The sequence below is a fragment of the Pseudorhodobacter ferrugineus DSM 5888 genome (assembly GCF_000420745.1).
GTDB classification, from domain to species: Bacteria; Pseudomonadota; Alphaproteobacteria; order Rhodobacterales; family Rhodobacteraceae; genus Pseudorhodobacter; species Pseudorhodobacter ferrugineus.
On the sequence record NZ_ATVN01000003.1, the window covers coordinates 200,362 to 226,189 of the forward strand.

A 25,828-nucleotide genomic window follows, 5' to 3' on the forward strand; every position below is an offset into this window, starting at 1 on the left:
GCAACCCTCTTGACTTTGCGAAGCATTCGCAATATGTAGGGGGCATGGAAAACATGTCCCAGATCTCGCGTCGGAGCCTGCTTGCAGCGCTGCCGGCCTTGTTTACGCTTTCGTCTGCCTCATTTGCCAGTGCTGCACCCAGCATTGTGGCGACCACGGGTATGATCGCCGATGCTGCCCGCCGGATCAGCGGGGGCGAAGTTGCGGCGCTAATGGGGCCGGGAGTGGACCCGCACAGCTACCGCCAAACCCGCAGCGATATTGCATCGCTTGTGCGCGCCGACCTTGTGCTGTGGCACGGCTTGCGGCTTGAGGCGCAATTGGTTGAATTTATGGCCGATATTGCACGGCGGGTGACTGTGGTGCCGGTGGCCGAAGCAATTGCCAAGGATAAATTATTGGCATGGGCTGGGTACGCAGATCACCATGATCCGCATGTCTGGATGGACCCGATTTTGTGGCTGGATGCCGTGACAGCGGTTGAGGCGGCGTTGATCGCGTTGGAGCCGGGTAGGGCGGATGAACTGGGCACCAATGCGGCTGTCTATCGAGATGAGATCACCGCGCTGGATACCTATGCCCGCGATGTCTTGGCCGCAGTTGCGCCCGAGGCGCGGGTGCTGGTGACTGCGCATGATGCGTTTTCCTACTTTGGCCGCGCCTACGGGTTTGAAGTGCAGGGCATTCAAGGGATTTCGACCGAAAGCGAAGCAGGCTTGGCGCGGATCGGCGAATTGGTTGATTTGCTGGTCGCGCGTGAGGTGCGTGCGGTATTTGTCGAAAGCTCGGTTCCTGATCGGGCTATGCGTGCCTTGGTCGAAGGGGCAGCGGCGCAGGGACATGAAGTTATCATCGGCGGAGAACTGTTTTCGGACGCGATGGGCGTGGATGGCAGTTATGAAGGCACGTATCCTGGCATGATTGACCATAATGTCACGGTGATTGCCCGCGCCTTGGGGGCGGATGCCCCTGTGCGGGGCTTGTCGGGCAAACTGGCAGCGGGGGCGTAAATGACTGTCGCGTTGGCATTTGAGGATCTGTCGGTGCGCTATGGCGCCGTAACGGCGGTGGACAGCGTTACAGCTGATATTCCTTTGGGCGCGATGACCGCCATTGTCGGGCCGAACGGTGCCGGAAAATCGACTTTGCTAAAGGCAGCATTGGGCGTGGTGTCAAAGGCGGGTGGTGAGGCGCTGTTTTTCGGTACTTCGCTGGATGCCGCGCGCGCCAAGGTTGCCTATATGCCGCAACGCGCTTCGGTGGATTGGGATTTTCCGATCCGTGTGATTGATGTGGTGTTGATGGGGATGCAGCGCGACTTGGGGCTGCTGCGCCCCGTGCGGGCGGCGGATCGGTCCTTTGCGATGGAGTGTCTTGCGCGGGTCGAATTGACGGATTTTGCCAAGCGGCAGATTGGCGCGCTTTCGGGTGGGCAGCAACAACGAGTGTTTTTGGCCCGTGCCTTGGCGCAGCGCGCGCAGCTGTATTTGCTGGACGAGCCCTTTGCTGGCGTTGATGCCAAAACCGAGGCGGCGATTGTAAAGGTATTGCAATCGCTACGCGATGAAGGTGCGGCGGTTGTGGCGGTGCATCATGATCTAGCATCGGTGCCGGTTTGGTTTGACCGTGTGTTGCTGCTGAACCGCCGGTTGATTGCAGTGGGGCCGGTAGGCGAGGTGTTTACGCCCGAACGGTTGCGCGAAACCTATGGCGGGGCCTTGCCTGCTATGCAGATCGCCTGAGGTTTCCAAGCCCTTATGATCCAATCCTTTTTACTGCAATCGGGCTATAACGCCACGCTGGTCACGCTGGGGGCGATGGCGCTGGGGCTGGCCACGGGGGCTGTGGGGGCGTTTTTGTTTTTGCGCAAGCGGTCCTTGGTGCCCGATGCGATGGCCCATGCCACCTTGCCCGGTGTGGGGTTGGCGTTTTTGATTATGGTTGCCTTTGGCGGCGAGGGACGGTTTTTGCCAGGTTTGCTGCTGGGGGCGGGGGTGTCGTCGCTGCTGGGGCTGTGGGTGCTGCAAGGGTTGGTGCGTGGCACACGCCTGCCCGAAGATGCGGCGATCGGGATTGTGCTGTCTACTTTCTACGGGGCGGGCATTGTGCTGCTGACCTTTATCCAAGGGCTTGGGGCAGGGCGACAAGCGGGGTTAGAAGGCTTCTTGCTGGGATCAACCGCAGGCATGTTGCGCGAAGATGTGTATCTGATCGCTGGCGGTGGGGTTTTGGTACTTGTCGCGCTGTTTGTTTTGCGCCGCGTGTTGATCATGGTCGCCTTCGATCCGAGCTATGCGACCGTGATGGGGGTGCGGCCCGCGTGGGTGGATGCGGCTTTGATGGCGCTGGTTTTGGCTGTTGTGTTGCTGGGCATTCGGGTGGTTGGCGCGATTTTGGTGGTGGCTTTGCTGATTACGCCAGCTGTTGCCGCGCGGATGTGGACGGACCGTGTGGGCGTGATGGTGCTGATCGCGGCAGGCATTGGCGGTGCGGCGGGCTATGGCGGCGCTGCGCTGTCGGCGGCGGTGTCGGGACTGCCCACGGGCGCTGTGATTGTGGCGCTGGTGTTTTTGGCCTTTGCCATTTCGGCGGTAATCGCACCCAAACGCGGGCTGATTGGCCGCCTGCGGAGGGCCGCGTGATGGGGGCTGATTTCGTTGTTCTGTCGCTGGTGCCTATTCTAATTGGCGTTTTGGCGGCGGTGTCTTGCGCGCTGCCTGGCAATTTCTTGTTGCTGCGCAGGCAGGCGATGATGGGCGATATGATGGCGCATTCGGTGTTGCCAGGGCTGATCATGGGGTTTTTGCTGACGGGGCAGGTGTCGGGCTGGGTGATGTTTGCTGGGGCTGGGGTGGCGGCGCTGATCTCGGCCTTGATGGTCGAGGCGGTGGTGCGGCTGGCGCGGGTTGATCCTGGGGCGGCGATGGGAATGACCTTCACCACCATGTTTGCCAGCGGGGTGTTGCTGTTGGAACTGACGGGCGCGTCTGGGGTGCATCTGGATGTCGAACACGCGCTGTATGGCAATTTGGAAAGCCTCATCTGGCTGGATGCGCAGGGCTGGTCATCGCTGATCGATCCCGTGGCCTTGGCGGGCCTGCCGCCGGAACTGGCGCAGCTTGGCGTGGTTTTGGCTGTGCTGTCCGTGTTGATGTGGGTGTTTTGGCGGCCCTTGGTGATGGCGTCTTTTGATGCTGGCCATGCGGCGGTTCTGGGCCTGCCTGTGGGCGGCATTTCATTGGGGGTTGTTGCTGCCACGGCGATGGCCTCGGTCGCGGCCTTTACCGCCGTTGGGTCCATTCTGACTATCGCCATGCTGATTTGTCCACCCGCCACCGCGCGGCTGCTGACCAACCGTTTGGGCGTACAGGTGTTTTTAAGCATCGGGGTGGCCGTCTTGTCTGCTGTCATCGGCTATGTGATGGCTGGGTTTGGGCCAGAGTGGCTGGGCCTGTCCGGCGCTGTTTCGGCGGCGGGGATGATCGCAGTGACCTCGGGGATCCTGCTGGCCTTGGCCGCCGTGTTCGGCCCGCACCGCAAAGCTGGCTAAGCCCTTCCCAAGCCCCCCTGTGCCGCCTATAACCGCTCCAACCGTATAAAACAGACCGGAGCATGCGATGCGCAAGGCCAGCCTTTCCCGCACTACCAATGAGACCAAGATCACCGTGGCGATCAATTTGGATGGCACGGGCCAATCAGATATCCAAACAGGCGTCGGGTTCTTTGATCATATGCTGGACCAACTGGCCCGCCATTCCCTGATTGATATCACCGTCAAGGCCACAGGCGATCTGCACATCGACGATCACCACACGGTCGAAGATGTGGGCATTGCACTGGGCCAAGCGCTTGCGCAGGCCCTTGGCGACAAGCGGGGTATCCGCCGCTATGGCAGCTTTCACCTCGCGATGGATGACGCGCTGATCCGTTGCGCGCTGGACCTGTCGGCGCGGCCGTTTTTGGTGTGGAACATGCCGTTCCCGACCGCGAAAATTGGCACGTTTGATACCGAATTGGTGCGCGAGTTTTTTCAGGCTCTGGCGATCCATGGCGGCATCACCCTGCATGTCGATATGATCCACGGCTTCAACAGCCACCACATCGCCGAGGCGGGGTTCAAGGCCGTGGCCCGTGCGCTGCGCGAGGCGGTAGAACCAGATCCACGGCGTTCGGATGCTATTCCTTCGACCAAAGGCAGCCTGTGAATGTTGACGGTTCTGGTGGATTACGACTCTGGTAACCTGCATTCTGCGGAAAAAGCTTTTCAGCGCATGGCGTTAGAGGTGGGCGGCGGGGATGTTCTGGTGTCTTCGCGCCCCGAAGATGTGGTCCGCGCCGACCGCATCGTCTTGCCCGGTGACGGTGCCTTTCCGGCTTGTCGCCGCGCGCTGGGCAGCTATGGCGGATTGTTTGAGGCGATTGAAGACAGCGTGACCCGCCGTGCCGTGCCCTTTTTGGGCATTTGTGTGGGGATGCAGATGATGGCGACATGGGGCCGCGAATATACTGATACCAAGGGCTTTGACTGGATCGCTGGCGAGGTGGTCAAGATTGTGCCAGCGGACCCCACGCTCAAGGTGCCGCATATGGGTTGGAATGACCTGATTGTCAGCGATCAAGGGCAGGCGCATCCGGTTCTGGCGGGATTGGCGACGGGCGATCACACCTATTTCGTCCATTCCTACCATTTCCGCGTGACCAACCCTGCGGAACGCCTTGCCCATGTGGATTATGCCGGTGATATTACGGCGATCATTGGCCGTGATACGATGGTCGGCATGCAGTTCCACCCTGAAAAAAGTCAAGCAAACGGGTTGCGTCTTATCGGTAATTTCCTGCGCTGGGCGCCTTAGGTCGACCTGCGCGCCGTTGTGGATCAGATCTCTGCGGGTGTGGCGCAGGTGTCTGATCGGGGCGGGGCGGGGTGGCCAGCAACATCCCCGAACTGGCAGGAATAGAACCCAACCAATTCGGCATCGCCGTGGCCTTTGCTGATATAAGGTTGTGCACGTGGGCGATGCGCACCCCCCGTTTTCAGTCAAAGTGCTTCCAAGGTGTTTCCCGTTGTTATTGCACGGCGGCAAGGGTGGCGGTATCCCTATCAACGAGGCCGCAGCGCGACCGGAGCAGGTGACAGGGCAATTCTTAGCTGGAGAACAAGGCGATGGAGAAACTGGCCTAGGCGATGGGTCGCTTGGTATTTGACTTACGGCGAAATCTTTGCCGCAAGCGCCCGTCGATCACGGTCAGGCCCAACCCGATCAACGTCATCCCAGCGACATGTCGCAAGGCCAGCGTTTCGCCCAGCACCAGCACGGCCAAACCAATCGCGCTGACGGGAATCAGGAAGGTCACGAGCGCAAGATTCACTGCCCCCGCGCTGGCCAGCAGCCGGAAGTAGATCAGATAGGCGAGTGCAGTGGACAGCAGCGCCAAACCCCCAATTGCTGCCAGTGGCACCCAACCGGGCACAGGCGCTGTCCAAGGCCGGTCGACCACCAAGACCAACGGCAGCAGCATCAGGGTTGACGATGCCAGCATCCCGAACGCTGTGGCCAAAGGCGGCACGCCCAAACGTTTGAACCGCCGCCCCCACACGCCTGCAATTGCATAGCACAGGGCCGCGGCAAGGCAGGCCACCTGAGCCCAAACTGTTGCGGCATTTCCTGCCAACGCCGCCCCGCCCATCATCACCACAACGCCGCCAAAGCCAAGCCCGAGGCCTATCACCTTGGCCCTGTTCAACCGTTCATCCGTCGTGCCAAAATGGGCAACCAGCAGCGTAAACAGCGGCGTAGTAGCGTTCAAAATCGCGGCCAAGGCACTACCAGTTTCACCCTGCGCCAGCACGAAAAAGCTGAACGGCAGGGCGTTGTTCAAAACACCCATTACCAGCAGCGCTTGCCAAACCGGCCACCCCTTTGGAAATGGTGTGCCCGTGGTCCACAGAACCAACCCCAGTGCCGTGGCCGCCAAAGACACCCGCAAAAACACAATCGTAAAGGCAGGCAAGTGCCCCACCGCCAGCTGCACAAAGAAAAACGATCCGCCCCACAACAGGGACAGTGCTGCAAGTAGCAGCCAATCAAAGCCGCTCATCTTCATCTGGTCTTGCACGGGGGTGCTCCTGATCAGGGTTGTCCCCACCTAGCAGTCGCCAAACTGGTCTACGACCCGAATCCTGCGCTTATTTTATGCGGGTCCAAGTTTGTTTCTTGCAAATTGGCCCGAAACATCCCGAAACCTTCAGGACATCACCGTTCAGCGCCATCGTTGACTTGTATTCTTTGCCGGTGGATGGCTGCCAGATTTTGCCGCCCGAATAGGCACCACCCCCATTTGCATCCATGTCCCAAACCAGCTTTTTACCGGTGTTTGGTGACTTGAATTCGCCTTTGTCATTAAAGGATTTCTCGATCACGCCGCAAATCTTACCGGCGCAAGGCACCATTTTGATATGCGCATAGGCCCCGTCATCAACCTGGGTTTTCCATGAGCCCATAACGGGATCTGCGGCCTGCGCCATACCTGCAACCAATGCCAATGCGGCAGCTATCATTAAGGTCTTCATATCTGCTCCTCCCAAAGCCTGTTGCCACAGCAATGCTGCGGAATCGCGTGCCAATCAAGCGTGACGTGGGGTCGAAACGGACGCCCCCCGCATCTTGGCATTTCCGCCCCCCTGTGCCAAAGACGCAGGCAAAAGCCCAAGTCCCGCGAATTGTCACCACACCGGAGCGTAAGATGATCCTATACCCCGCCATCGACCTTAAAGACGGCCAATGCGTGCGCTTGTTGCGCGGTGAAATGGAGGCGGCCACAGTGTTCGGCGATGACCCCGCCGCCCAAGCCGCAGCGTTTGAAGCTGCGGGTTGCGAATGGGTGCATCTGGTCGATCTGAACGGCGCCTTTGCGGGCCAGCCTGTCAACGCTGCGGCGGTCGAGGCGATCCTCAAACGCGTCAAAGTGCCTTGCCAACTGGGCGGCGGTATTCGCGATATGGCCACGATCGAAGGATGGCTGTCCAAAGGCCTGTCGCGCGTCATCCTTGGCACGGTGGCTGTGGAAAACCCTGCATTGGTCCGCGAAGCGGCCTTGGCCTTTCCCGGCAAGGTGGCGGTGGGCATTGATGCCCGAAATGGTCGCGTGGCAACTAAAGGCTGGGCGCATGAAACTGATGTCATGGTCACGGACCTTGCCCGCAGCTTTGAAGATGCGGGCGTTGCGGCCATCATCTACACCGACATCGACCGCGACGGGGCGATGCAAGGCCCCAATATCGCGGCAACTGAGGCATTGGCCCGTGCCGTTACTATCCCCGTAATCGCATCAGGTGGCGTGTCGTCGATGGCCGACCTGACTGCGCTGCGCGACACCAACATTATCTCTGGCGCCATTTCGGGCCGCGCGCTGTACGATGGTGCAATTGACCTCGCTACAGCACTCAACGCGTTGAAATCCTGATTTCATCTTTGTTCAAATACCTTGGGGTGAATTGGCCTTCAGGCCAAGGGGGGCAAAGCCCCCGCCCCGATCCCCACTTGCCCGCCCCCCTATTAAAGGCGTAAAACAAAACCATGCTGAAAACCCGCATCATCCCTTGCCTAGATGTCGCCGATGGCCGTGTGGTCAAAGGTGTGAATTTCGTGGGCCTGCGCGATGCGGGGGATCCGGTCGAGGCGGCACGCGCCTATGACGCCGCTGGCGCGGATGAGCTGTGTTTTTTGGACATCCACGCCACCCACGAAAACCGTGGCACAATGTTCGATCTGGTTACCCGCACCGCTGAACAATGCTTTATGCCGCTGACGGTGGGTGGCGGTGTGCGTACCCACGAAGATGTCCGTGCCTTGCTGCTCGCAGGTGCCGATAAGGTCAGTTTCAATTCGGCCGCCGTCGCAAATCCCGATGTGGTGGCCGAGGCCGCCGACCGGTTTGGCAGCCAATGCATCGTCGTCGCCATTGATGCCAAAACTGTGTCCCCCGGCAAATGGGAGATTTTCACCCATGGAGGGCGCAAGGCCACAGGTATTGATGCCGTGGAATTTGCCCGCACCGTCGCAGCCAAAGGGGCCGGAGAAATCCTGCTCACCTCAATGGACCGTGACGGCACGCGGGCAGGGTTCAACCTGCCGCTAACGCGCGCGATTTCCGATGCGGTGTCGGTGCCGGTCATCGCCTCGGGCGGGGTCGGCACGCTGGATCACTTGGTCGAAGGTGTCACGCTTGGCGGCGCATCTGCAGTCCTTGCCGCTTCTATCTTTCATTTCGGCGATTTCACTGTCGCCCAGGCCAAGGCCCATATGGCCGCTGCTGGCATCCCCATGAGGTTGACATGAGCGCGTTGGACAGGCTTGCCGAAACCATAGCCACCCGCAAAGGTAGCGATGCTGACATAAGCTGGACTGCCAAGCTGTTGGCCAAAGGCCCTGAAAAATGCGCCGAGAAGTTTGGCGAAGAGGCGGTAGAGGCGATCATTGAGGCGGTCAAAGGCGATCGGGCCAAACTGACCGCCGAGGCTGCAGATGTGATCTATCATTTGCTGGTTATGCTCGCTGCGCGGGATGTGACGCTCAAGGATGTGCTGGCCGAATTAGAGCGGCGCGAAGGTACCTCGGGCATCAAGGAAAAGGCCATGCGACCTTAAGTGCTAGAGCCCCAAACGTGGGTATTCGATGGCGGGGCAGCGGTTTTGGACCATTGTGACACCATGTGCCTGCGCCAAATCCGCGCCCGCAGCACTTTGCACGCCCAACTGAAGCCAGATCGTGCGCAACTGAGGTAAATCGGCCAAGGCTTGTTCAACAATCGGCACCACGGCATCCGAGGCGCGAAACACGTCGACCAAATCGACCGCTGCGTCTTTTGGAATGTCCTTGAGCGTGGCATAGATGGTTTGGCCGTGCAAAACCTGCCCTTCATGGCCCGGGTTGACGGGGATCACCCTATGGCCTTTGGATAGCAAAAAACGCATCACACCGTAACTGGGGCGGTCAGGGTTCATAGAGGCCCCAACAAGTGCGATCACTTTGGAGTTCTGCAAAATCGCGCGGATTTGATCATCGGTCTGGGTCATGGAACGTGTCCTTGTGTCAAAAAAAGCGCCCGTGCCCAAAAGGGCCGGGCGCAAGTGCGGAACGAGGGACAGTAAAGGGACATCGGGAGTTCCGAACCCGGCGTCATATTTAACATATGGGGTGCTTTGGCGGCGATAAAAGGTCCGCTCTCGCATTTGTTATTAAGTCCGTGTTGATGCCGCATAGAGAGAGATCGCTGCAGCGTTTGAGACGTTGAGCGAGCCAAACCCGCCTGCGGCCGGAATTCGGGCCAGAACATCGCAGGTCTCGCGGGTTTTTTCGCGCAGACCCGGCCCTTCGGCCCCCAAAACAAGGGCGACGGGTCGGCTGCCGGCTTGGGCCAAGGCGGTCGTAAGATCGGTGTCCGTTTCGCCGGCAAGGCCGATCAGGACATAGCCCATCGCCCGCAACTCTTCCATCGCGTCCGACAGGTTGGGGACGCGAAGATAGGGCTGGCGTTCCAAGGCACCGCTTGCTGTTTTGGCCAGCGCGCCCGTTTCGGGGGCTGAATGGCGGTGCGGGGCGATGACGGCGCGGGCGCCGAAGACTTCGGCCGAGCGGAGGACCGCGCCGACGTTATGAGGGTCGGTTACGCGGTCGAGGAGGACCACCAAGGGCGCGCCGTTACCGGAAATCGCCACCTCATCCAGCTTGCCCCAGTTCAGGGGCTTGGCCTGCAAGGCCGCCCCTTGGTGGACCGAGCCTTCATCAATAGGCACGTCAAATTTGCGCGGGTCTACGATTTCGGGGTCCATCCCGCTGGCCTCGATCGCTTCCATCAACTTGTCAGCCGCGTTTTTTGTAACCACGAGCCGAAGCTTTTCGCGGGCCGGATTCATCAGGGCGTCACGAACAGCATGGAGGCCGAAGAGCCAGACGGTTTCATTCGCTGCTTGCCGTTTGGCGCGTTCTTTATCGATGACCCAGGTGGGTTTTTGGTTCGTCATGTCTTTGTTGCCCCTAAACGGCTGATTGGGGCCAAGAATGGGCATTGCGACGAAGGGGTGCAAGGGGAAAACGGGGTAAGGGGGGGATTGCGATGTTTACCGCAAAAAACCGCAGCTTTACGCTTGACGCCCCCCAAGGGGCGCATTATTGACCCCGCTTAGTGGGCGATAGGCCGCAAGGTGTGGCAGGGGACTGTAACTCCCTCGAGGCGACTCACGCCTGGTTCGATTCCAGGATCGCCCACCATTCTTTCCCAAGGGAAAGGATGATCAGAACAAGGGGTCGGCAGAGCAATCTGCGGCCCTTTTTTCATGTTCTTAGCCGGAATGAGGCCGGATGTCTGCAAGTGTTCGCGCGCGGACATTTATGTAAGTCATTGATATATATTTACAATGCGATTCTTGTTAACCGAATTTTAACGCGGACAGGTGTGGACATAGACGCGGCGGACCAAACCATTTTTCTTGTGCAATGTCCCTGTGTCAGTGCCTTGTGGCAGCAAAGCGCGAGGGCCAGGGCAGATGGATCACAAGGTGTGTCTGGCAGGTTTGCCGCAAGAGACACGCGCGCGGTTGACGCAAACCGCCGATGCGCCGAGGTTACGGCATTTGGCTGGGCATTAGGGGGGCGATTTGCCTGTTGGTGGGATTGATCCTTGCCGCAGCACCGTTTTGGGCGCTGGTTATGCTGTCTTTGGGCATCGCTTTGGTGTTTTTGTTCACGTGTAGCATGAAATCAGCCACAAGACGCTCTTTGCGAGCGACGGACTGAATAGGATTGTCGGGCATGTTTGCAGCTTTGTACTGTTGCTTCCGGCCAATTGGTTTCGATATTTCCACTTTGCTCACCACCGTTTTACCCAAATTCCGGGCAAAGCCCCTAAACTTCACAGCCCCAAGCCCGAGGTATGGCGGGCCCATCTGTGGCACCTGTCGGGGGAGCCGAATTGGGACAGTCATGTAAAAACGCTGGTCAGGACTGCCTTTGGCGGCACGCTTGGGGCCTATGTGCCCGTTGCGCGATATGCGGCCATAAGTTGGGAGACGCGGATCTATCTTTTGGGTTATGCGCTGCTGTTGGGGGTAAGCCTTTGGGTGAAAAGCCCTGTTCTGCTGTCGATCTGGCTTATCCCTTTGACCCTTGGGCAGCCGTTTTTGCGGCTGTATTTGCTGGCCAAACAGGGGCGCTGCGCCTTTGTCGCCAATATGCTGGAAAATTCGCGCACCACCTATACCAACGGCCTGATCCGCGCCTTGGCGTGGACAGGCTCTATCATGCGGAACATCACAGCTTTCCCATGGTGCCGTTTCATCAACTGCCCGCGTTGCATAGGGTGATGCGGCCCCATTTGGCGGTGACGACGCAGGGGTATGGTGGGTTTCACCGCACGTATCACGCGGGGTTAAAGGGGGAAGGTGGTGCGGAGTGGCGGAGCGGTGGGTTGGCACCCACCCTACGCTTGCGGTTGGGGGCAGGGCTGTGCAAGATGCGGCAAAATTGGACCTGACTTAGGAGACTTTACCCATGATGCGCACCCGTGCTGCCGTAGCCGTTGCCCCCGGAAAACCGCTGGAGATTATGGAGGTCAATCTGGAAGGCCCGAAGGCGGGTGAGGTTTTGGTGGAAATCAAGGCCACAGGCCTGTGCCATACGGATGAGTTTACGCGGTCGGGCGATGACCCTGAAGGGATTTTCCCAGCGATTCTGGGGCATGAAGGCGCGGGCATTGTGCTGGCGATTGGCGAGGGTGTGACCACGCTGGAGGTGGGGGACCATGTGATCCCTCTCTATACGCCAGAGTGCCGCGAATGCGAATATTGCCTGTCGGGCAAAACCAACCTGTGCCAGAAAATCCGCCTGACCCAAGGGCGGGGGCAGATGCCGGATGGCACCACGCGGTTTTCGATGCTGGATGGCACGCCGATCCATCACTACATGGGGTGTTCGACCTTTGCCAACCATACGGTGATCCCCGAGATTGCGCTGGCCAAGGTGCGTAAGGACGCGCCGTTCGACAAGATTTGCTATATCGGGTGTGGCGTGACCACCGGCATCGGGGCGGTGATCAACACGGCCAAGGTGGAGATTGGCGCGCGCTGTATTGTGTTTGGGTTGGGCGGGATCGGGTTGAACGTGATTCAGGGGCTGCGCATGGCAGGCGCGGACCAAGTGGTCGGGGTCGATCTGAATGACAGCAAGGAAGAGATTGCGCGGTATTTCGGGCTGACCGATTTTGTGAACCCCAGCAAGGTAGAGGGCGATTTGGTGGCGCATTTGGTGGAGTTGACCAAGGGCGGCGCGGATTACACCTTTGATGCCACGGGCAATACGAAAGTGATGCGCACCGCGCTGGAGGCAGCACACAAAGGCTGGGGCGAAAGCATTATCATCGGCGTGGCACCTGCGGGGGCCGAGATTTCGACGCGGCCGTTCCAACTGGTGACAGGGCGGGTGTGGCGCGGCACGGCCTTTGGCGGGGCCAAGGGGCGCACGGATGTGCCAAAGTTTGTCGATTGGTACATGAACGGCAAAATCGAGATTGACCCGATGATCACCCACAAGCTGACCTTGGACCAGATCAACGAAGGGTTTGAGTTGATGCACCGTGGCGAATCCATTCGGGCCGTGGTTGAGTTTTAAGCATCCGCAACAGGTTTGACGGTATTTGATCGTCGTGAACGGCTGGGGGCAGGCGCCCTTGGCCGTTTTTATGTGACGCTTGGGCCCCCTACGCCATGTTCTTGCCACAAGGGTTTGGCAAGCGTTAACAAAGTTGCTGTAACCGCTTTGGCATGATGGTTGCCATTGGGGTGTTTTTGGGTCGTGTCGATGTCGCAGGTTTGTTGAGGGCGTAAGAGAAGATGAACGGTGAACCCGTGGGGGACGTGCCCCAGCCAGTTGGAATTATGGCGCGTGCGGCCCGTGGGTCGGCGTGGACGGCGCTGTCGTTTTTCGCGGCGCAAGGGTTTCGGCTGTCGTCGAACCTGATTTTGACGCGGTTGCTGTTTCCCGAGGCGTTCGGGATTATGGCCTTGGTGACGGTGCTGTTGGTAGGGCTGACGCTGTTTTCCGATATGGGCACCGGCCCTGCGATCATGCAAAGCAAGCGTGGGGATGATCCGGATTTCCTGAACACGGCTTGGACGTTACAAATTTTGCGCGGCGGGATGTTGTGGCTGACGGCCTGCATTCTGGCCTATCCGGCGGCGCTGTTTTATGACCAACCGTTGATTGCAATGCTGCTGCCGGTGGCCAGCCTGTCCTTGCTGTTTGCTGGGTTTGAACCGACGCGGGTGGATACGGCGAACCGGCATTTGCTGCTGGGGCGGTTGACGGTGTTGGACCTGCTGTCGACGCTGATTGGCATTTTGATCATGCTGTTTTTGGCCTATGAGATGCGGTCGGTTTGGGCTTTGGCCCTTGGCGGGGTGATTACGGCGGCACTGCGGCTGGCGTTGCTGACGCTGTTTTTACCCGGTGAGAGCAACCGTTTGCGCTGGGAAAAAGCCGCGGGGCAAGAGTTGATCCATTTCGGGTTCTGGATTTTTCTGTCGTCCGTGTGCGGGTTTTTGGTGTCACAAGGCGACCGTGCGATTTTGGGGAAATTCCTGTCGATTGAGGGCTTGGGCGTTTACAATATCGGCGCGTTTTTGGCGATGTTTCCCATCATGCTTGGGTCTACGGTCACGGCGCGGGTGTTGATACCCATTTACCGTGAGCATAGTGAAAACGACCCCGTTGCGCGCAAGCGGTTGGAGCGGATCCGGTTTTTCGTGACGGGCGGGTTGATTTTGGCCTTGGCGTTTTTCGCGCTGGCGGGGCCGTGGATTGTGCACCTTCTCTATGACGACCGCTATCTTTCGGCAGGGGGCGTGATGGTGGCGATTTGCGCGGTGCAGATGATTGTAGTGGTGTTTTTGACCTATGATCAGGCAGCGCTGGCACAGGGGGATAGCAAGGGGTTCTTTGTGGTCAGCGCGGCCAAGGCGACGTTGCAAACGGCTGGTTTTTTGGTTGGCGCGTATTACCTTGGGTTGGCGGGTGCGATGGTTGGGCAAGCGGTGGCGATGCTACTGTATCTGCCCTTTATCGCGCGGCTGGCGTGGCGGCATAAGGTTTGGGATGCGCGCCATGATGCGGTGTTTTTGGCGCTGGCCTTTGCGCTGGGGCTGTTCGCGCTGTGGGTGAACTGGGCGCATGTGCTGCTTTTGGTGCCTGGGTCGGGCGGCGGGTTCCACGGCGGGGGGGGGATCGGATGAACGATTTTACCCACGGCACAGGTTTTGCAGTTACGCCCATTCAGGCCGGTATGGTCTATGAAATTAGCGCGCAAGGCGATGGGGCGGTCAACCTTGAGCAGGTTGTGATACATTTGGAGGCCGTGGTTGACGCGGGCCGGATGGCGCAAGCGTGGAGTGCGGCGATTGCGCACCATCCCGCGATGCGTTTGGCGGTGGGCCAAGATGCGGCGGGGCGGGTGCGGCAAACCGTTATGCCCGCCTTTGCCGCGCCCTTGGTCACGCAAGATTTTGGCCTGACCGGATTGGCGGACTGGTTGGCACAAGACCGCGCGCGCGGTGTGGATTTGACGCGCGGCGATGGCTGGCGGTTGACCTTGTTGCAAGGCAGTGGGCGAAATGTTTTGGTCTGGACCTTTTCGCATGTGTGTTTGGATGGGCGCAGCTTTCAGGCGGTGCTGAAAGACGTGTTTGCCGACTATGACGGGCTGGGCACAGGATTTGCCGTGCGGCCAGCCTTTGGGCCGATGTGTGACGCGCTGGCGCAGGTGGATCCGGCCCCTGCGCGGGCGATGTTTGCGAGGTATCTGGCGGGGCTGGATACGCCAACGCGCATCGGGTTTGTCGACCACGCGCCTGAGAACGCGACGAAGGCCACAGGCAACCGGACCCTGCGCGCCGCCCTGACAGAGACGCAATCGGCAGCGTTGATGCAGCGTGCGGCCGATGTGGGGGCAAGTTTTGCCACGATGGTGCAGGCGGCTTGGGGCATTGTGCTGTCGCGGGTATCGGGGCAGGGCGATGTGATGTTCGGTGTCACGCGGTCGGGGCGGTATTTGACGCCCGAGGCGCGCGATATGGTGGGCTGCTTGATCACCACGCAACCGCTGCGCATGGCGATTGGCCCCGCGACCCGTTTGAACGATGTACTGCGTGCGGTTCGTGCCGATTTGCTGGCGCAGCGCCCGCATGAAGGGTTGGGCCTGTCCGACATTGCAGCCGTTTGTGACATTCCCAATGGCACGCCGCTATTTGACAGCCTTGTGATGGTGGAACGCCAAAGCCTGAACGCGGCGATGCGGGCGCAAGGCGGGGCTTGGGCCAAACGGCGGGTCGAGCTGTTTGAACAAGGGGCGATGCCGCTGACGCTGGCCGCCTATAATGATGCGGCGTTGCAGTTGCAGTTGGAATACATGCCAAGCCGGATCGCGGCGCAAGAGGCGCAGCGGTATCTGGACTATACCACCCGCCTTTTGGGCGCGATGGCGGTTGCCGATGACGATGCGGTGTTGGCCGATCTGGATATGTTGGGGCCGGATGAGGCGGCAGACCTTTTGCGCCTTGGCCAGCCAATCATGCCTGTGCCACAGCCACGCCCCGCCTGTGCGGCCACGGCGTTTGAAGCGGTTGCCGCGAACCAACCTTCGGCTGCGGCCCTGGCGATTGCGGGCGAAACGGATGGTTTTGATTTTGCTACATTGGATGCCCGTGCCAACCAGTTGGCCCATTGCCTTGCGCAATCGGGAATTGGGCAAGGCGCGATTATTGGCCTGTGCCTGCCGCGAAGCGCCGAGTTTGTAGCGCTTTTGCTGGCCGCGTCCAAGGTTGGGGCGGCGTTTTTGCCGATGGACCCCGCCTATCCGCCCGAGTCGTTGTTGCACATGGCGCAAGACAGCGGGCTTGCCATGATTTTCACCAAGGCACCTGCGGCTTGGATGGCGGACTTTCCTGTCACGCTGATGTCGGACGGTTTGGGGCGCGATGCGCCTGTACATGTGCCGACGCGGGATGGGATGGCCGCCGACCGGATGGCCTATGTGATCTATACCTCGGGGACGACGGGCAGGCCCAAGGGGGTTGCTGTGTCGCAAAGGGGGCTGGTGGCGCATGCGCTGGCGGCGATTGCGGCCTATGATTTGACGCCAAAAGACCGCGTTTTGCAGTTTGGCGCGCTGAGCTTTGATGTGGCGATTGAGGAAATTGTGCCGACGCTGCTGGCAGGGGCCACGCTGATTTTGCGCGACGATGCGATGATGGCGTCACCGCAAGCCTTTGTGGACCGTGTGGCAAGCGAAGGGATTACGGTTTTGAACCTGCCCACGGGGTTTTGGCAGGTGCTTTTGGCCGCACTTGAGGCGGGGACAGCCACGCTGCCCCAAGCTGTGCGCCTGATGATTGTGGGCGGCGAGCGGATGCCGCCCAATGCCTTGGCGCGCTGGCAGGCTTTGCCGGATATGCCGCGTTTGATGAATGCTTATGGCCCGACCGAGGCGACAATTACCTGCGCGATGTTTGAACCGAATGGACCGGTGGTGGGGCCACAAGTGCCCGTTGGCCGCAGCTTTGGCCATGCCCTGACCTATTTGCGGGCCCCCGATGGCAGCCTTGCGCCGATGGGCGCGCGGGCCGCGTTATGGGTGGGCGGCGATGCGGTGGCGATGGGCTATTTGAGCCAGCCGGATTTGACCGCCCAGCGGTTTGTGCCGGACCCGTTTGTAAAGTCAGATCCGCAGGCCCGCGTTTATTGCAGCGGTGATATGGCGCATTGGAACGAGGACGGGCAGGCGGTTGTCGCGGGGCGGTCGGACCGTCAGATAAAGCTGCGCGGGTTCCGGATTGAGCCGGCCGAGGTGGAGGCTGTATTAGAGGCCATTCCGGGTGTTGCCGAGGCGCATGTGGGGGTGTCTGACCAGCGGTTGATTGGTTGGTTGCGCCCGTCCGATGCGGGTGCCGTGCCGGATGCGGTGGGGGTGGCGGGGTATGTTGCCACGCAACTGCCGCCGTCGAAATGCCCCGAAGTGGTGTTCGTGACCGATTGGCCGCAGACACCCGGGGGCAAAACCGATGTGCGGCGTTTGGCAGCCCCCGTGCGCGGAGTGCAAGCCTTGGCCGATGCCGAGGTGTTTGACCCGCAAGCCGCGAGAATTGCACAGGTTTTCGCTGAAGTGTTGGGTATAGAAGTACCTGCAATCAGCGCGTCTTTTTTTGATCTGGGTGGGCATTCGTTGCAATTGCTGACACTGATCGGGCAGATTGAAGCGGCATTTGACACGCGTTTGTCGGTGGCGCAGGTGCATGCCGCACCAACGCCGCAAGGTTTGGCGGCACTGCTTGGCGCATCTGGGGAAACGGGACCGAACTTGTTTGATTGTTTGATGCCGATCCAGCCGCTTGGCACAGGGATTCCGATTTACGGGGTGCATGTGTTGGGGGTGAATGGCAGTTTCTTTCGGCCTTTGGCCAAGGCAATGGGGCTGGACCAACCGATATTTGGTCTGACGGTCGGGCTGCTGAGCGCGAACACGCCCACCAGTGTGGTGGAGACGGCTGCGCTGTATTTCCGGACCATTCAGTTGCATCGGCCAACCGGCCCTGTGGGGTTGGTTGCGGTGTCGTTGGGCAGTTATATGGCGCTGGAACTGGCGCAACAGCTGCGGGCGGCAGGGCGCGAGGTGCGCTTGCTGGCGATGATGGATGCGGCGGGGCCTGCGGGGCGCGACAAAATTCGCGGGATGGCATGGGTTTGCGCGCATCTTCGGTTGATCCGTGGGGGCGGCATGCCCTATGCGCGCAATTTGATTGCGGGCAAGTTGGACAGTCTGCGCCACCGGCTGGAAAAGCTGCGACTGGCCGTTGAAGAACGGGTTTTGCGCGACACGCGGGTGTTGACATCGGTGGACGGGTTTGTCGCGGCCAATGCGGTGGCGATTGAGAATTATGACCCGCAACCCTATGCGGGGCGGATGATGATTTTCCGGGCCAAGGACAGTTTGTTCGACAGTGACGCGGCGGTGGCGAACGGATTGGGTTGGCATGATGTGGCGCAAGGCGGGTTCGAGGTGGTGGATGTATCGGGCAACCATCTGTCTATCCTTGAGGCGCCCGGGGTGCTGGATGTGGCAGCGGTTTTGGCGGCGGCGATCGGGCGCACAGAGCAGGCTTGAGATATGATCATAAATGCCTCACACTGACCCCGGCGAGATGTTGGTGTTGGGGATAGGATGATGGACAAGCTGCCGGCCCACGAGATTGTGTACAGGCGCATCCGCGATATGGTGTTGTTTGGTGAATTGGCCCCCGGTCAGGCGGTCACCATCCAAGGGCTGAATGCCGCCTTGGACAGCGGGATCACGCCGGTGCGCGAGGCGATCCGCAGGCTGACGGCCGAGGGCGCGTTGGAGTTCAAAGGCAACCGGCGGGTCAGTGTGCCCGAGTTGACGCCAAAGCATTTGGTTGAACTGGGGTTCGCGCGCGTGGCGATAGAGCCGCATTTGGCGGAAATGGCCTGTAAACGGATGGTTTCAAGCGATATTGATGCGTTGGAAACGATTGATGCGCAGGTGAATGCTGCGATCCGGCAAGGTGATATTCGCGCCTATCTGGAACAAAACTATCGTTTTCATACGACGCTTTATGCCCAATCGGGGGCCGATATTCTGGGGGCGATGGTGCAGGGGTTGTGGCTGCGTGTCGGCCCGTCATTGCGGATTGTCTGCGGACGCTACGGCACGGCCAATTTGCCCGACAAACATGCCGAGGCGATTGCGGCCTTGCGCGCGGGGCAGGCCGCCGATGTGGCCGCCGCGATCCGCGACGATATTGTGCAAGGGCAGGATCAGATTATCGCCGCCTTGCAGGAAGGCGGGGTGCGGGGCGGAGCGGATTGACTTTGCATAATTTGATCATATTATGTAGGTAACATGTCCCGCTGTCGTGGCGCGGCCAAACAGGAGCTTTTTATCATGAACGCGATCACCAATCACTTGCCGACCAAAGAGCTTCAGGCCCTCGACGCGGCCCATCACATGCACCCCTTTACCGATGGCAACGCGTTGAACACCGTTGGCGCGCGGATCATCACGCGGGCCAAAGGGGTGACGATCACCGATAGCGAAGGGCTGGATATTCTGGACGCCATGTCGGGGCTGTGGTGCGTTGGCGTAGGCTATGGGCGCAAAGAGCTGGCGGATGTCGCCGCCCGCCAGATGCAAGAACTGCCGTTTTATAACACTTTTTTCATGACCAGCCATGTGCCGGTTATCGCACTTAGCGCCAAGCTGGCCGAGCTTGCGCCGGACAATATCAACCATGTGTTTTATTGCAGTTCGGGGTCTGAGGCGAATGACACCAATATCCGCCTTGTCCGGCATTATTGGGCGATGAAGGGCAAGCCGACCAAGACCACGCTGATCAGCCGCAAGAACGGCTATCACGGGTCGACCATCGGGGGCGGTAGCCTTGGTGGCATGGCGTCGATGCAAAACCAAGGCACGCCCATCATCCCGGGCATTCACCACATCGACCAGCCGCATTGGTGGGCCGAGGGCGGCGATATGACGCCCGAAGAATTCGGGTTGGAGCGTGCGCGCCAGCTGGAAGCGGCGATTCTGGAAATCGGTGAGGACAATGTTGCGGCCTTTATCGGCGAGCCAATCCAAGGCGCAGGCGGCGTGATCATTCCGCCAAGCACCTATTGGCCGGAAATTCAGCGCATCTGCGATAAGTACGAGATTTTGCTGATCGCGGATGAGGTGATTACAGGGTTTGGCCGGACCGGAAATTGGTTCGGGTCGACCACGATGGGCATTCGCCCTGATATCATCACCGTCGCCAAGACGTTGACATCGGGCTATATTCCGATGGGTGGGTCGCTGGTAAGTGACGAGATTGCCAATACGGTCGCGGCAGGGGATTTCAACCACGGCTATACCTATTCCGGCCATCCGGTTGCGGCGGCTGTAGCGTTGGAAAACCTGCGGATCATCGAGGATGAGGCCTTGGTAGCGCGGGTGCGTGACGATGTCGGGCCGTATCTGGCGGCCAAGTGGAAAACGCTTTTGGACCATCCGCTGGTCGGAGAGGCCAATTCCGTAGGGTTGATGGGCACGCTGGCGCTGACCCCTGACAAGGCCAAGCGTGCCAAGTTCAAGGGCAACGAAGGCGATGTTGGTTTGCGCTGCCGGACCCGTTGTTTTGCCAATGGTTTGGTGATGCGACATGTTGGCGACCGTATGATCATTGCGCCGCCGTTTATCATCACGCATGACGAGATTGATACGTTGGTTGAACGCGCGCGTAAGTCGCTGGACGAAACCTATGATGGGTTGCTCCGCGACGGGTTGTTCGTTTCAGCCTGAGTTGGTTTTTACCTAAAGCGTTTCGACATAAACCTGAATCACATATCGCTGCCTGAAATCAGAGATTTCAACGCGTTATGTGATGCGTCGTGTTTCAAGTTAAAGTCGAAACGCTCTAACCAAAAGGCCCGGCGCAGTGCCGGGCCTTTTGCGTTTGTGCTGTACTCGGAATGGTTTAGGCCAGTGTGCTGACTTGATGTGTGCTGCGGGCCAGCCAGTCGGGGTTGATATCAACGCCCCAACCCGGGCCTTGGGGGATTTGGAGTTTACCATCCGTGACAGCAAAAGGATTGCCCAGAAACAGACCCTCTTGCCACGGATAGTAATCTTCGCCCTCGATCGAGAATTCGAGGTATTTGCCCGCATTGGGAATGGCCCCCAAAAGGTGCATGGTGCAAATGGTGACAAGCGACAGGTTGGCGGAATGCGGCGTGCAAGGGATGCCTGCGGCGTGGGCCATATCCGCCACCAAAAGGGTGCGCGACAGGCCGCCCATATACATTACATCGGGTTGCACGATATCGACGGCGCGCATGTCGATCATGCGTTTCCAAGTGGACAGGTCCCAGTCTTGTTCGCCGCCGGTGACGTCGATATCCAAGGCGGCCGTGACCTGCCGCGTTTGGTCAAGGTCCCAATAGGGCGTGGGTTCTTCAAAGTGGCTGATGCCGTTGTCGGCGAGGAGATGGCCGACCGCGATGGCGCGTTTTGGGGAAAAGCCTGAATTGCCATCGACGAGCTTTGCTATGGTATCGCCAAGGGCGTTTGATACGACGGGGATCACCTCTTCGGTCCGTCCCTGCCATTCGTCGATGTCGCGGCCACATTCGGCCCCGACCCGCCATTTGAAGGCGTCATAGCCGTAGGTATCGCGCAGTTTGACGAAACGGGCCGCCTCATCTTGCGGGGTGATGTCGCGTTTCATGGAACTGGCATAGGCGCGGATGGGGCGCGCAGTGCCGCCGAGAAGTTCGACCACCGGCTTTTGCGCGCGCCGCCCTTCCATATCCCACAAAGCGGTATCAAGGCCTGCATTGGCGCGGCAGCGGTAGGAGCCGGGGAATTTATGTTCCCGCTCCTCGATCCGTTGGATCAGGGGGAGGATGTCATCTGTGCCGTTGATATCGGCCCCCAGCGCCCAAGGGGCGATTTGGCGGTGCAGGATTTGGGCGGTGATATCGGCGTTATAGGTCGAGGTTTGGCCCCAGCCAATCGCGCCGTCTTGGGCCGTGAGTTTGGTGAAGCAGACGAATTCGTTCGAGAAGGTTTCGATTTGGGTGAGTTTGGGCATGGGACGCTCCGCTGGGTTTGGCGCGAGTTTGGGGGAGATTTGGGGATTGGGCAAGCGGTAGCGGGGGCGTTGCCCCCCTTCGCCTTGAGGCGAATTCCCCCCAGGATATTTGGATCAAAGAGAAAGCGGGGACTGGGCGCTTTACCTGATTGGGTGTTGCGCAGTAGAAGGGGCCTAATAGAGGAGTGCTGCCCCATGACATTCGACCGCCAGATCAAGATTGCCCCGTCCATCCTTGCCGCTGATTTTGCCAATTTCGGGGCGGAATGCCGCGCGATAGAGGCGGAGGGCGCGGATTGGGTGCATGTCGATGTGATGGACGGGCATTTTGTGCCCAATATCACCTTTGGCCCAGCGACTTGTGCGGCCATCCGGCCCCATATCAAGGGTGTGATGGATGTGCATTTGATGATAGCCCCCGTCGACAGCTATATCGAGGCGTTTGCGGATGCGGGGGCCGATGTGATTTCGGCGCATCTGGAGGCGGGGCCGCATATTCACCGGACCTTGCAGGCCATTCGCGGGGCAGGGGCGAAGGCGGGGTTGGCGATCAATCCCGGTACGCCTGTGGAGGCTGTGGCGTATTTGTTGGATATGGTGGATTTGATTTGCGTGATGACGGTGAACCCTGGGTTTGGCGGGCAAAAATTTATTCATTCCCAAGTGGATAAGGTCGCGCGGCTGCGGGCCATGATCGGGGATCGGCCTGTGCATATTGAGATTGACGGCGGGGTGACGGTGGAGACCGCGCCCTTGGTGGCGGCTGCGGGGGCGGATGTGTTGGTGGCGGGATCGGCTGTGTTCAAAGGGGGATCGGTTTCGAATACCGCACCTTATGGCGCCAATATTGCGGCCATTCGGGCGGCGGCTAAGGCTGCGCAATGACGGCGGTTGTTTTTGATCTGGACGGGACGCTGATTGATAGCGCGCCCGATATTGCCGCCAATGCCAATGCGGTTTTGGAAGAAATGGGCATGTCGCCGTTGCCAGAGGCGCAGCTGCGCGGGTTCATTGGCAAAGGGGTCGGGCATCTGATCGGGCAGGTCTTGGCGGCATCAGGGCAGGCGGCCGATGGGCCGTTTCATGCGCCGATGGTGCAGCGGTTCAACGCGCGCTATGATACAGCGTTTGAGAATACGGTGATTTACCCCAGTGTTGTGCCGGCGCTGGAGGCATTGATTGATGCGGGCTGTGTTTTGGGGATTTGCACAAACAAACCAATTGCGCCGACCCATGCGGTCCTGCGCCATTTGCGGTTGGACGGGTATTTCGGGGTGGTTTACGGCGGCGACAGTTTGTCCCAGCGCAAGCCTGACCCAGCACCTTTGCTGGCCGCCGCAAAGGATCTGGGTCACGCACAGGTGATCTATGTCGGCGATAGCGAGGTGGATGCCGAAACGGCGGCCAATGCCAAGGTGCCGTTCCTGATCTATACCGAAGGTTATCGCAAGACGCCTGTGCATGACTTGCCGCATGATGCCGCATTCAATGATTTCAAACAGTTGTCGGGCTTGGTTGCCGCCCTGATGAAAGGCTAGACTATGACTGCATCTTACTGCTTTACCCATGCAATCACCCGCAAACCCGCTGTCAGCATCACCGCGGGGCTGCGCGCAGTTGATATAGGCACCCCTGATTTGGCCCGAATGCTTGCGCATCACGCTGACTACATCGCCGCGCTGCGCAGCACAGGGGCCGAGGTGGTGGAGCTAGAGGCGCTGGAGGCGTTTCCCGATTCGGTGTTCGTTGAAGATACGGCGCTGTGCTTGCCGCAAGGGGCCGTGGTCATGCGCCCCGGTGCGCCCAGCCGCTTGGGCGAGGCGGCCAGAATGGCCCCGCATCTGCGCGCGCTTTACGCCGATGTGCCGCAGATTTCGGGGCCTGACAGCTTTATCGAAGGCGGCGATATTCTGACGACTGAAACCGAGATTTTGGTGGGCCGTTCTGCGCGGACCAATGCAGCAGGCATAGTGGAATTGACGGCGCTCGTTAAGGACTGGGGCCACACGGTGCGTGAGGTCTTTACCCCTCCGGGCGTGCTGCATTTCAAAACCGATTGCTCGCTTTTGGATGCAGAGACCATCTTGTCCACCAAACGCCTCGCGGCATCGGGCTGTTTTGACGGCTATAAGGTCATCTATACGGCCGAGGGGGAAGAAGCCTGCGCCAACACCATCCGCTTTAACGATCTGGTGATCATGCCGTCAGGCTTTGCCAAGACCCGTGACGCTTTGGACGCGGCAGGGTTTAAGGTGCTCGAAGTCGGCAACAGCGAATGCGCCAAGCTCGATGGCGGCATGTCTTGCCTTAGCTTGCGGTTCACACCGCGCGGCTGATTGCGTTCATCTTTGCAAAAATACTCCGGGGGGGACGCATTGCATCACAATGCGTTTGGGGGGGGGGCAGCGCCCCCCTTCTTTCAGCCATCCCGACATGGATCAGAACACCAAATTCGTGGCACGCTCGGCCACAAATTCAGCTACGGTCCCATCTTCATAAATCACACGTAATGATACCGATTGCGCTGACCCTTTGGGGACAGTGATATACATCGGATAGGTCTGATCACGGAACTTCGACTGGTTGGGCTGGCGCAAATCGCGGTTGCACGGCTCAAGCGGCAAGGCGGTGACGATGGGCGCGTCGTTCAGGCCGTAGTAAATTTCTTGCACGCCGCAGCGCCATGCAAGGATTGCGGTGAAATAGATCAGATCCTGATCGCCATTTTCGGTGAAAGAGACGATCTGATCCTTGATCTGTTGGTGGATATAGGCCGCCCCTTGCGGCGTCGTAAAATCACTTGGCGGGGCGGTTTGGGCAAAAAGGGGCAGCGACAGCGCCAGAAAGGTCACGGCTGCGGTGGATTTGATCCTCATGTGTGTCCTCATGTTTTCAAATGGAATGGGTCGCCGTATAATGGTCGAAAAATAAGATCGGGCAGGAATAGGACGGGGCAGGACCAGCATGACGCAAGCGAGTGTGAAAAACCAACAGTTTAACATTGTGGCCGTGGCGCAAGCGGGGCGTTTGCAATACGAGGCGGTTTTGCTCGCGGCCAGTTTGCGCGCAACCAACCCCGATTTCGCGGGGCGTTTGTTCATCGCGGTGCCGCAAAACGGGCCGTTGTGGAATGGCGACCCGATGATCTATGACACCGGCATTCTGGGCCTGCTGGCCGATTTCGGGGCCGAGGTCGTGTCGTTCGAGACCAAGCTGTTCGGGTCGACCTATCCTTATGGCAATAAGATCGAATGTTTGGCCGCCTTGCCGGATGAGCCGTTTTTGTTTGTGGATACCGACACCATTTTCACCGGACCGCTGGATACGGTGGGGTTCGATTTCATGCGCCCCTCGGCGTCGATGAAGCGCGAAGGCACATGGCCGGTGCTAGAGCTGTACGGGCCGGGGTATAACCAGATCTGGAAATCGCTTTACGACCGCTTTGGTTTGGATTTCGAGACGAGCCTCGATACATCGCAGCCCGATGAATATTGGCAGCGGTATTTGTATTTCAACGCGGGGTGGTTCTTTTATCAAAGCCCCAAGGTGTTCGGGCAGCGCTTTGCCGAATATGCGCAGGTGATCCGTGATGACGCCCCGCGCGAATTGGTGTGCCAGCCGTTGAACCCTTGGCTGGACCAAGTGGCGCTGCCGTTGGCCATCCATTCGCTCGGCGGCGGGCGGCCGGGCCCGGAACTGGCGGGGTTGGACGGGGATGTGACCTGCCATTGGCGCACCCTGCCGCTGTTTTATGCGCGCGAAAGTGATGCGGCGGTCGCGGTGCTAGAGCAGGTTTTGGCCCCGAACCAAGTGAAAAAGGTGTTAAAAGAGTATTTGCCATTCAAGAAGATGGTCTATCAAGGCAAGGGTGCCGAGGTGCGGGCGATGTTTGACCGCACTGATTTGCCGCGCAAAGAGCAGATGATCCGCAACCGGATCAAGCGCGAAGGGCTTTGGGTGCGCTAAACGCGCGTTGAACCCAAGGGTGTCTTACCGATCCCTGAGCTTGCGGACATGATCGGAAATCGCGGGCTGTGTTGGAAAAATCGCTTTCACGCTGCGGGAAAAGCCGCCACACATAGCAACGTAGGAAAAGACGCTGCGCTGGACATAGCGCCTAAGCGCAACCTTATATAG

Annotated in this window: 25 protein-coding genes and 1 tRNA gene; 20 read left to right on the forward strand and 6 right to left on the reverse strand. The window is 59.4% G+C overall.

All coding sequences use genetic code 11. From position 1 onward, the window contains the following. The first annotated feature begins 44 nt into the window (after positions 1-44). The 6 genes from G560_RS0104255 to hisH all read left to right on the forward strand — a co-directional run bounded on the left by G560_RS0104255 (position 45) and on the right by hisH (position 4,853). Complete coding sequence (locus tag G560_RS0104255) at positions 45-1,010, forward strand: metal ABC transporter solute-binding protein, Zn/Mn family (protein ID WP_022703072.1); 966 nt, start codon at positions 45-47, stop codon at positions 1,008-1,010. Further along, positions 1,011-1,742: a metal ABC transporter ATP-binding protein gene (locus G560_RS18505; RefSeq protein ID WP_022703073.1), complete on the forward strand. Its 732-nt coding sequence runs from the start codon at positions 1,011-1,013 to the stop codon at positions 1,740-1,742. It begins immediately after the preceding gene. A 15-nt stretch (positions 1,743-1,757) separates the two neighbouring features. Continuing rightward, positions 1,758-2,642, forward strand: a complete 885-nt coding sequence (locus G560_RS18510) for a metal ABC transporter permease (RefSeq protein ID WP_022703074.1) — start codon at positions 1,758-1,760, stop codon at positions 2,640-2,642. Continuing rightward, positions 2,642-3,550 carry a metal ABC transporter permease gene (locus G560_RS0104270; RefSeq protein ID WP_022703075.1) on the forward strand — a complete coding sequence of 303 codons (909 nt, stop codon included), beginning with the start codon at positions 2,642-2,644 and terminating at the stop codon, positions 3,548-3,550. The genes G560_RS18510 and G560_RS0104270 overlap by 1 nt, the downstream gene beginning before the upstream one ends. 67 nt (positions 3,551-3,617) lie before the next feature. Next, positions 3,618-4,205, forward strand: a complete 588-nt coding sequence (hisB, locus tag G560_RS0104275) for an imidazoleglycerol-phosphate dehydratase HisB (RefSeq protein ID WP_022703076.1) — start codon at positions 3,618-3,620, stop codon at positions 4,203-4,205. Then, positions 4,206-4,853: an imidazole glycerol phosphate synthase subunit HisH gene (gene hisH / locus G560_RS0104280; protein ID WP_022703077.1), complete on the forward strand. Its 648-nt coding sequence runs from the start codon at positions 4,206-4,208 to the stop codon at positions 4,851-4,853. A gap of 325 nt (positions 4,854-5,178) precedes the next feature. Here hisH and G560_RS0104285 read toward each other — a convergent pair whose 3' ends face one another. Together G560_RS0104285 and G560_RS0104290 are read right to left on the reverse strand one after the other, a co-directional pair. Next, entirely contained in the window at positions 5,179-6,099 is a 921-nt protein-coding gene (locus tag G560_RS0104285; protein WP_022703078.1) for a DMT family transporter, read from the reverse strand. Between the two features lie 88 nt (positions 6,100-6,187). Continuing rightward, the gene (locus G560_RS0104290; protein WP_022703079.1) at positions 6,188-6,571 is read right to left on the reverse strand and encodes a DUF2147 domain-containing protein; all 384 of its coding nucleotides are present in this window, start codon (positions 6,569-6,571) and stop codon (positions 6,188-6,190) included. Between the two features lie 173 nt (positions 6,572-6,744). On the opposite strand from G560_RS0104290, the gene hisA reads away from it, so the two are divergent. From hisA to G560_RS0104305, 3 genes are all read left to right on the forward strand, one after another. Continuing rightward, positions 6,745-7,464: a 1-(5-phosphoribosyl)-5-[(5-phosphoribosylamino)methylideneamino]imidazole-4-carboxamide isomerase gene (gene hisA, locus G560_RS0104295; RefSeq protein WP_028913717.1), complete on the forward strand. Its 720-nt coding sequence runs from the start codon at positions 6,745-6,747 to the stop codon at positions 7,462-7,464. 113 nt (positions 7,465-7,577) lie between these two features. Then, positions 7,578-8,339 carry an imidazole glycerol phosphate synthase subunit HisF gene (gene hisF / locus G560_RS0104300; RefSeq protein ID WP_022703081.1) on the forward strand — a complete coding sequence of 254 codons (762 nt, stop codon included), beginning with the start codon at positions 7,578-7,580 and terminating at the stop codon, positions 8,337-8,339. Continuing rightward, positions 8,336-8,647, forward strand: coding sequence for a phosphoribosyl-ATP diphosphatase (locus G560_RS0104305; RefSeq protein WP_022703082.1), 312 nt, complete (start codon positions 8,336-8,338; stop codon positions 8,645-8,647). The genes hisF and G560_RS0104305 overlap by 4 nt, the downstream gene beginning before the upstream one ends. 3 nt (positions 8,648-8,650) lie before the next feature. On the opposite strand, the gene G560_RS0104310 is transcribed toward G560_RS0104305, so the two are convergent. Both G560_RS0104310 and rlmB read right to left on the reverse strand, forming a co-directional pair. Further along, a complete protein-coding gene (locus G560_RS0104310) occupies positions 8,651-9,076 on the reverse strand; it encodes a CoA-binding protein (RefSeq protein WP_022703083.1) in 426 nt (141 codons plus the stop codon). Positions 9,077-9,238: 162 nt separating this feature from the next. Beyond that, positions 9,239-10,024 carry a 23S rRNA (guanosine(2251)-2'-O)-methyltransferase RlmB gene (gene rlmB, locus G560_RS0104315; protein WP_022703084.1) on the reverse strand — a complete coding sequence of 262 codons (786 nt, stop codon included), beginning with the start codon at positions 10,022-10,024 and terminating at the stop codon, positions 9,239-9,241. A 163-nt stretch (positions 10,025-10,187) separates the two neighbouring features. On the opposite strand from rlmB, the gene G560_RS0104320 reads away from it, so the two are divergent. The 7 genes from G560_RS0104320 to G560_RS0104355 all read left to right on the forward strand — a co-directional run bounded on the left by G560_RS0104320 (position 10,188) and on the right by G560_RS0104355 (position 20,400). Then, a tRNA-Tyr gene (locus G560_RS0104320) sits at positions 10,188-10,271 on the forward strand. Between the two features lie 530 nt (positions 10,272-10,801). Next, positions 10,802-11,362 carry a fatty acid desaturase gene (locus G560_RS21340; RefSeq protein WP_231575909.1) on the forward strand — a complete coding sequence of 187 codons (561 nt, stop codon included), beginning with the start codon at positions 10,802-10,804 and terminating at the stop codon, positions 11,360-11,362. Positions 11,363-11,552: 190 nt separating this feature from the next. Continuing rightward, on the forward strand, positions 11,553-12,665 hold the full coding sequence (locus G560_RS0104335) for an S-(hydroxymethyl)glutathione dehydrogenase/class III alcohol dehydrogenase (protein WP_028913720.1): 1,113 nt from the start codon (positions 11,553-11,555) through the stop codon (positions 12,663-12,665). A gap of 221 nt (positions 12,666-12,886) precedes the next feature. After that, positions 12,887-14,284: an oligosaccharide flippase family protein gene (locus tag G560_RS18520; protein WP_050525267.1), complete on the forward strand. Its 1,398-nt coding sequence runs from the start codon at positions 12,887-12,889 to the stop codon at positions 14,282-14,284. Beyond that, positions 14,281-18,207, forward strand: coding sequence for a non-ribosomal peptide synthetase (locus G560_RS18525; protein ID WP_050525268.1), 3,927 nt, complete (start codon positions 14,281-14,283; stop codon positions 18,205-18,207). Before G560_RS18520 ends, G560_RS18525 begins: the two co-directional genes overlap by 4 nt. A gap of 57 nt (positions 18,208-18,264) precedes the next feature. Continuing rightward, positions 18,265-18,930, forward strand: a complete 666-nt coding sequence (locus G560_RS18530; protein ID WP_022703087.1) for a GntR family transcriptional regulator — start codon at positions 18,265-18,267, stop codon at positions 18,928-18,930. Positions 18,931-19,005: 75 nt separating this feature from the next. Beyond that, positions 19,006-20,400 (forward strand): aspartate aminotransferase family protein, encoded by a 1,395-nt coding sequence (locus G560_RS0104355; protein ID WP_028913721.1) that lies wholly within the window; start codon positions 19,006-19,008, stop codon positions 20,398-20,400. A gap of 175 nt (positions 20,401-20,575) precedes the next feature. Here G560_RS0104355 and G560_RS0104360 read toward each other — a convergent pair whose 3' ends face one another. Next, positions 20,576-21,691, reverse strand: a complete 1,116-nt coding sequence (locus G560_RS0104360; protein WP_022703089.1) for a mandelate racemase/muconate lactonizing enzyme family protein — start codon at positions 21,689-21,691, stop codon at positions 20,576-20,578. A gap of 195 nt (positions 21,692-21,886) precedes the next feature. Here G560_RS0104360 and rpe point away from each other — a divergent pair, with 195 nt between their 5' ends. From rpe to G560_RS0104375, 3 genes are read left to right on the forward strand one after another with little or no spacing between them, the layout of a single operon-like run. Further along, positions 21,887-22,576, forward strand: a complete 690-nt coding sequence (gene rpe, locus G560_RS0104365; RefSeq protein WP_022703090.1) for a ribulose-phosphate 3-epimerase — start codon at positions 21,887-21,889, stop codon at positions 22,574-22,576. After that, on the forward strand, positions 22,573-23,229 hold the full coding sequence (gph, locus tag G560_RS0104370) for a phosphoglycolate phosphatase (protein WP_022703091.1): 657 nt from the start codon (positions 22,573-22,575) through the stop codon (positions 23,227-23,229). Before rpe ends, gph begins: the two co-directional genes overlap by 4 nt. A gap of 3 nt (positions 23,230-23,232) precedes the next feature. After that, positions 23,233-24,027 carry a dimethylarginine dimethylaminohydrolase family protein gene (locus G560_RS0104375; RefSeq protein WP_022703092.1) on the forward strand — a complete coding sequence of 265 codons (795 nt, stop codon included), beginning with the start codon at positions 23,233-23,235 and terminating at the stop codon, positions 24,025-24,027. Between the two features lie 102 nt (positions 24,028-24,129). On the opposite strand, the gene G560_RS20240 is transcribed toward G560_RS0104375, so the two are convergent. Then, on the reverse strand, positions 24,130-24,567 hold the full coding sequence (locus G560_RS20240) for a hypothetical protein (RefSeq protein ID WP_022703093.1): 438 nt from the start codon (positions 24,565-24,567) through the stop codon (positions 24,130-24,132). An 88-nt stretch (positions 24,568-24,655) separates the two neighbouring features. On the opposite strand from G560_RS20240, the gene G560_RS0104385 reads away from it, so the two are divergent. Beyond that, positions 24,656-25,657 carry a hypothetical protein gene (locus tag G560_RS0104385; RefSeq protein ID WP_022703094.1) on the forward strand — a complete coding sequence of 334 codons (1,002 nt, stop codon included), beginning with the start codon at positions 24,656-24,658 and terminating at the stop codon, positions 25,655-25,657. Positions 25,658-25,828 lie beyond the last annotated feature (171 nt).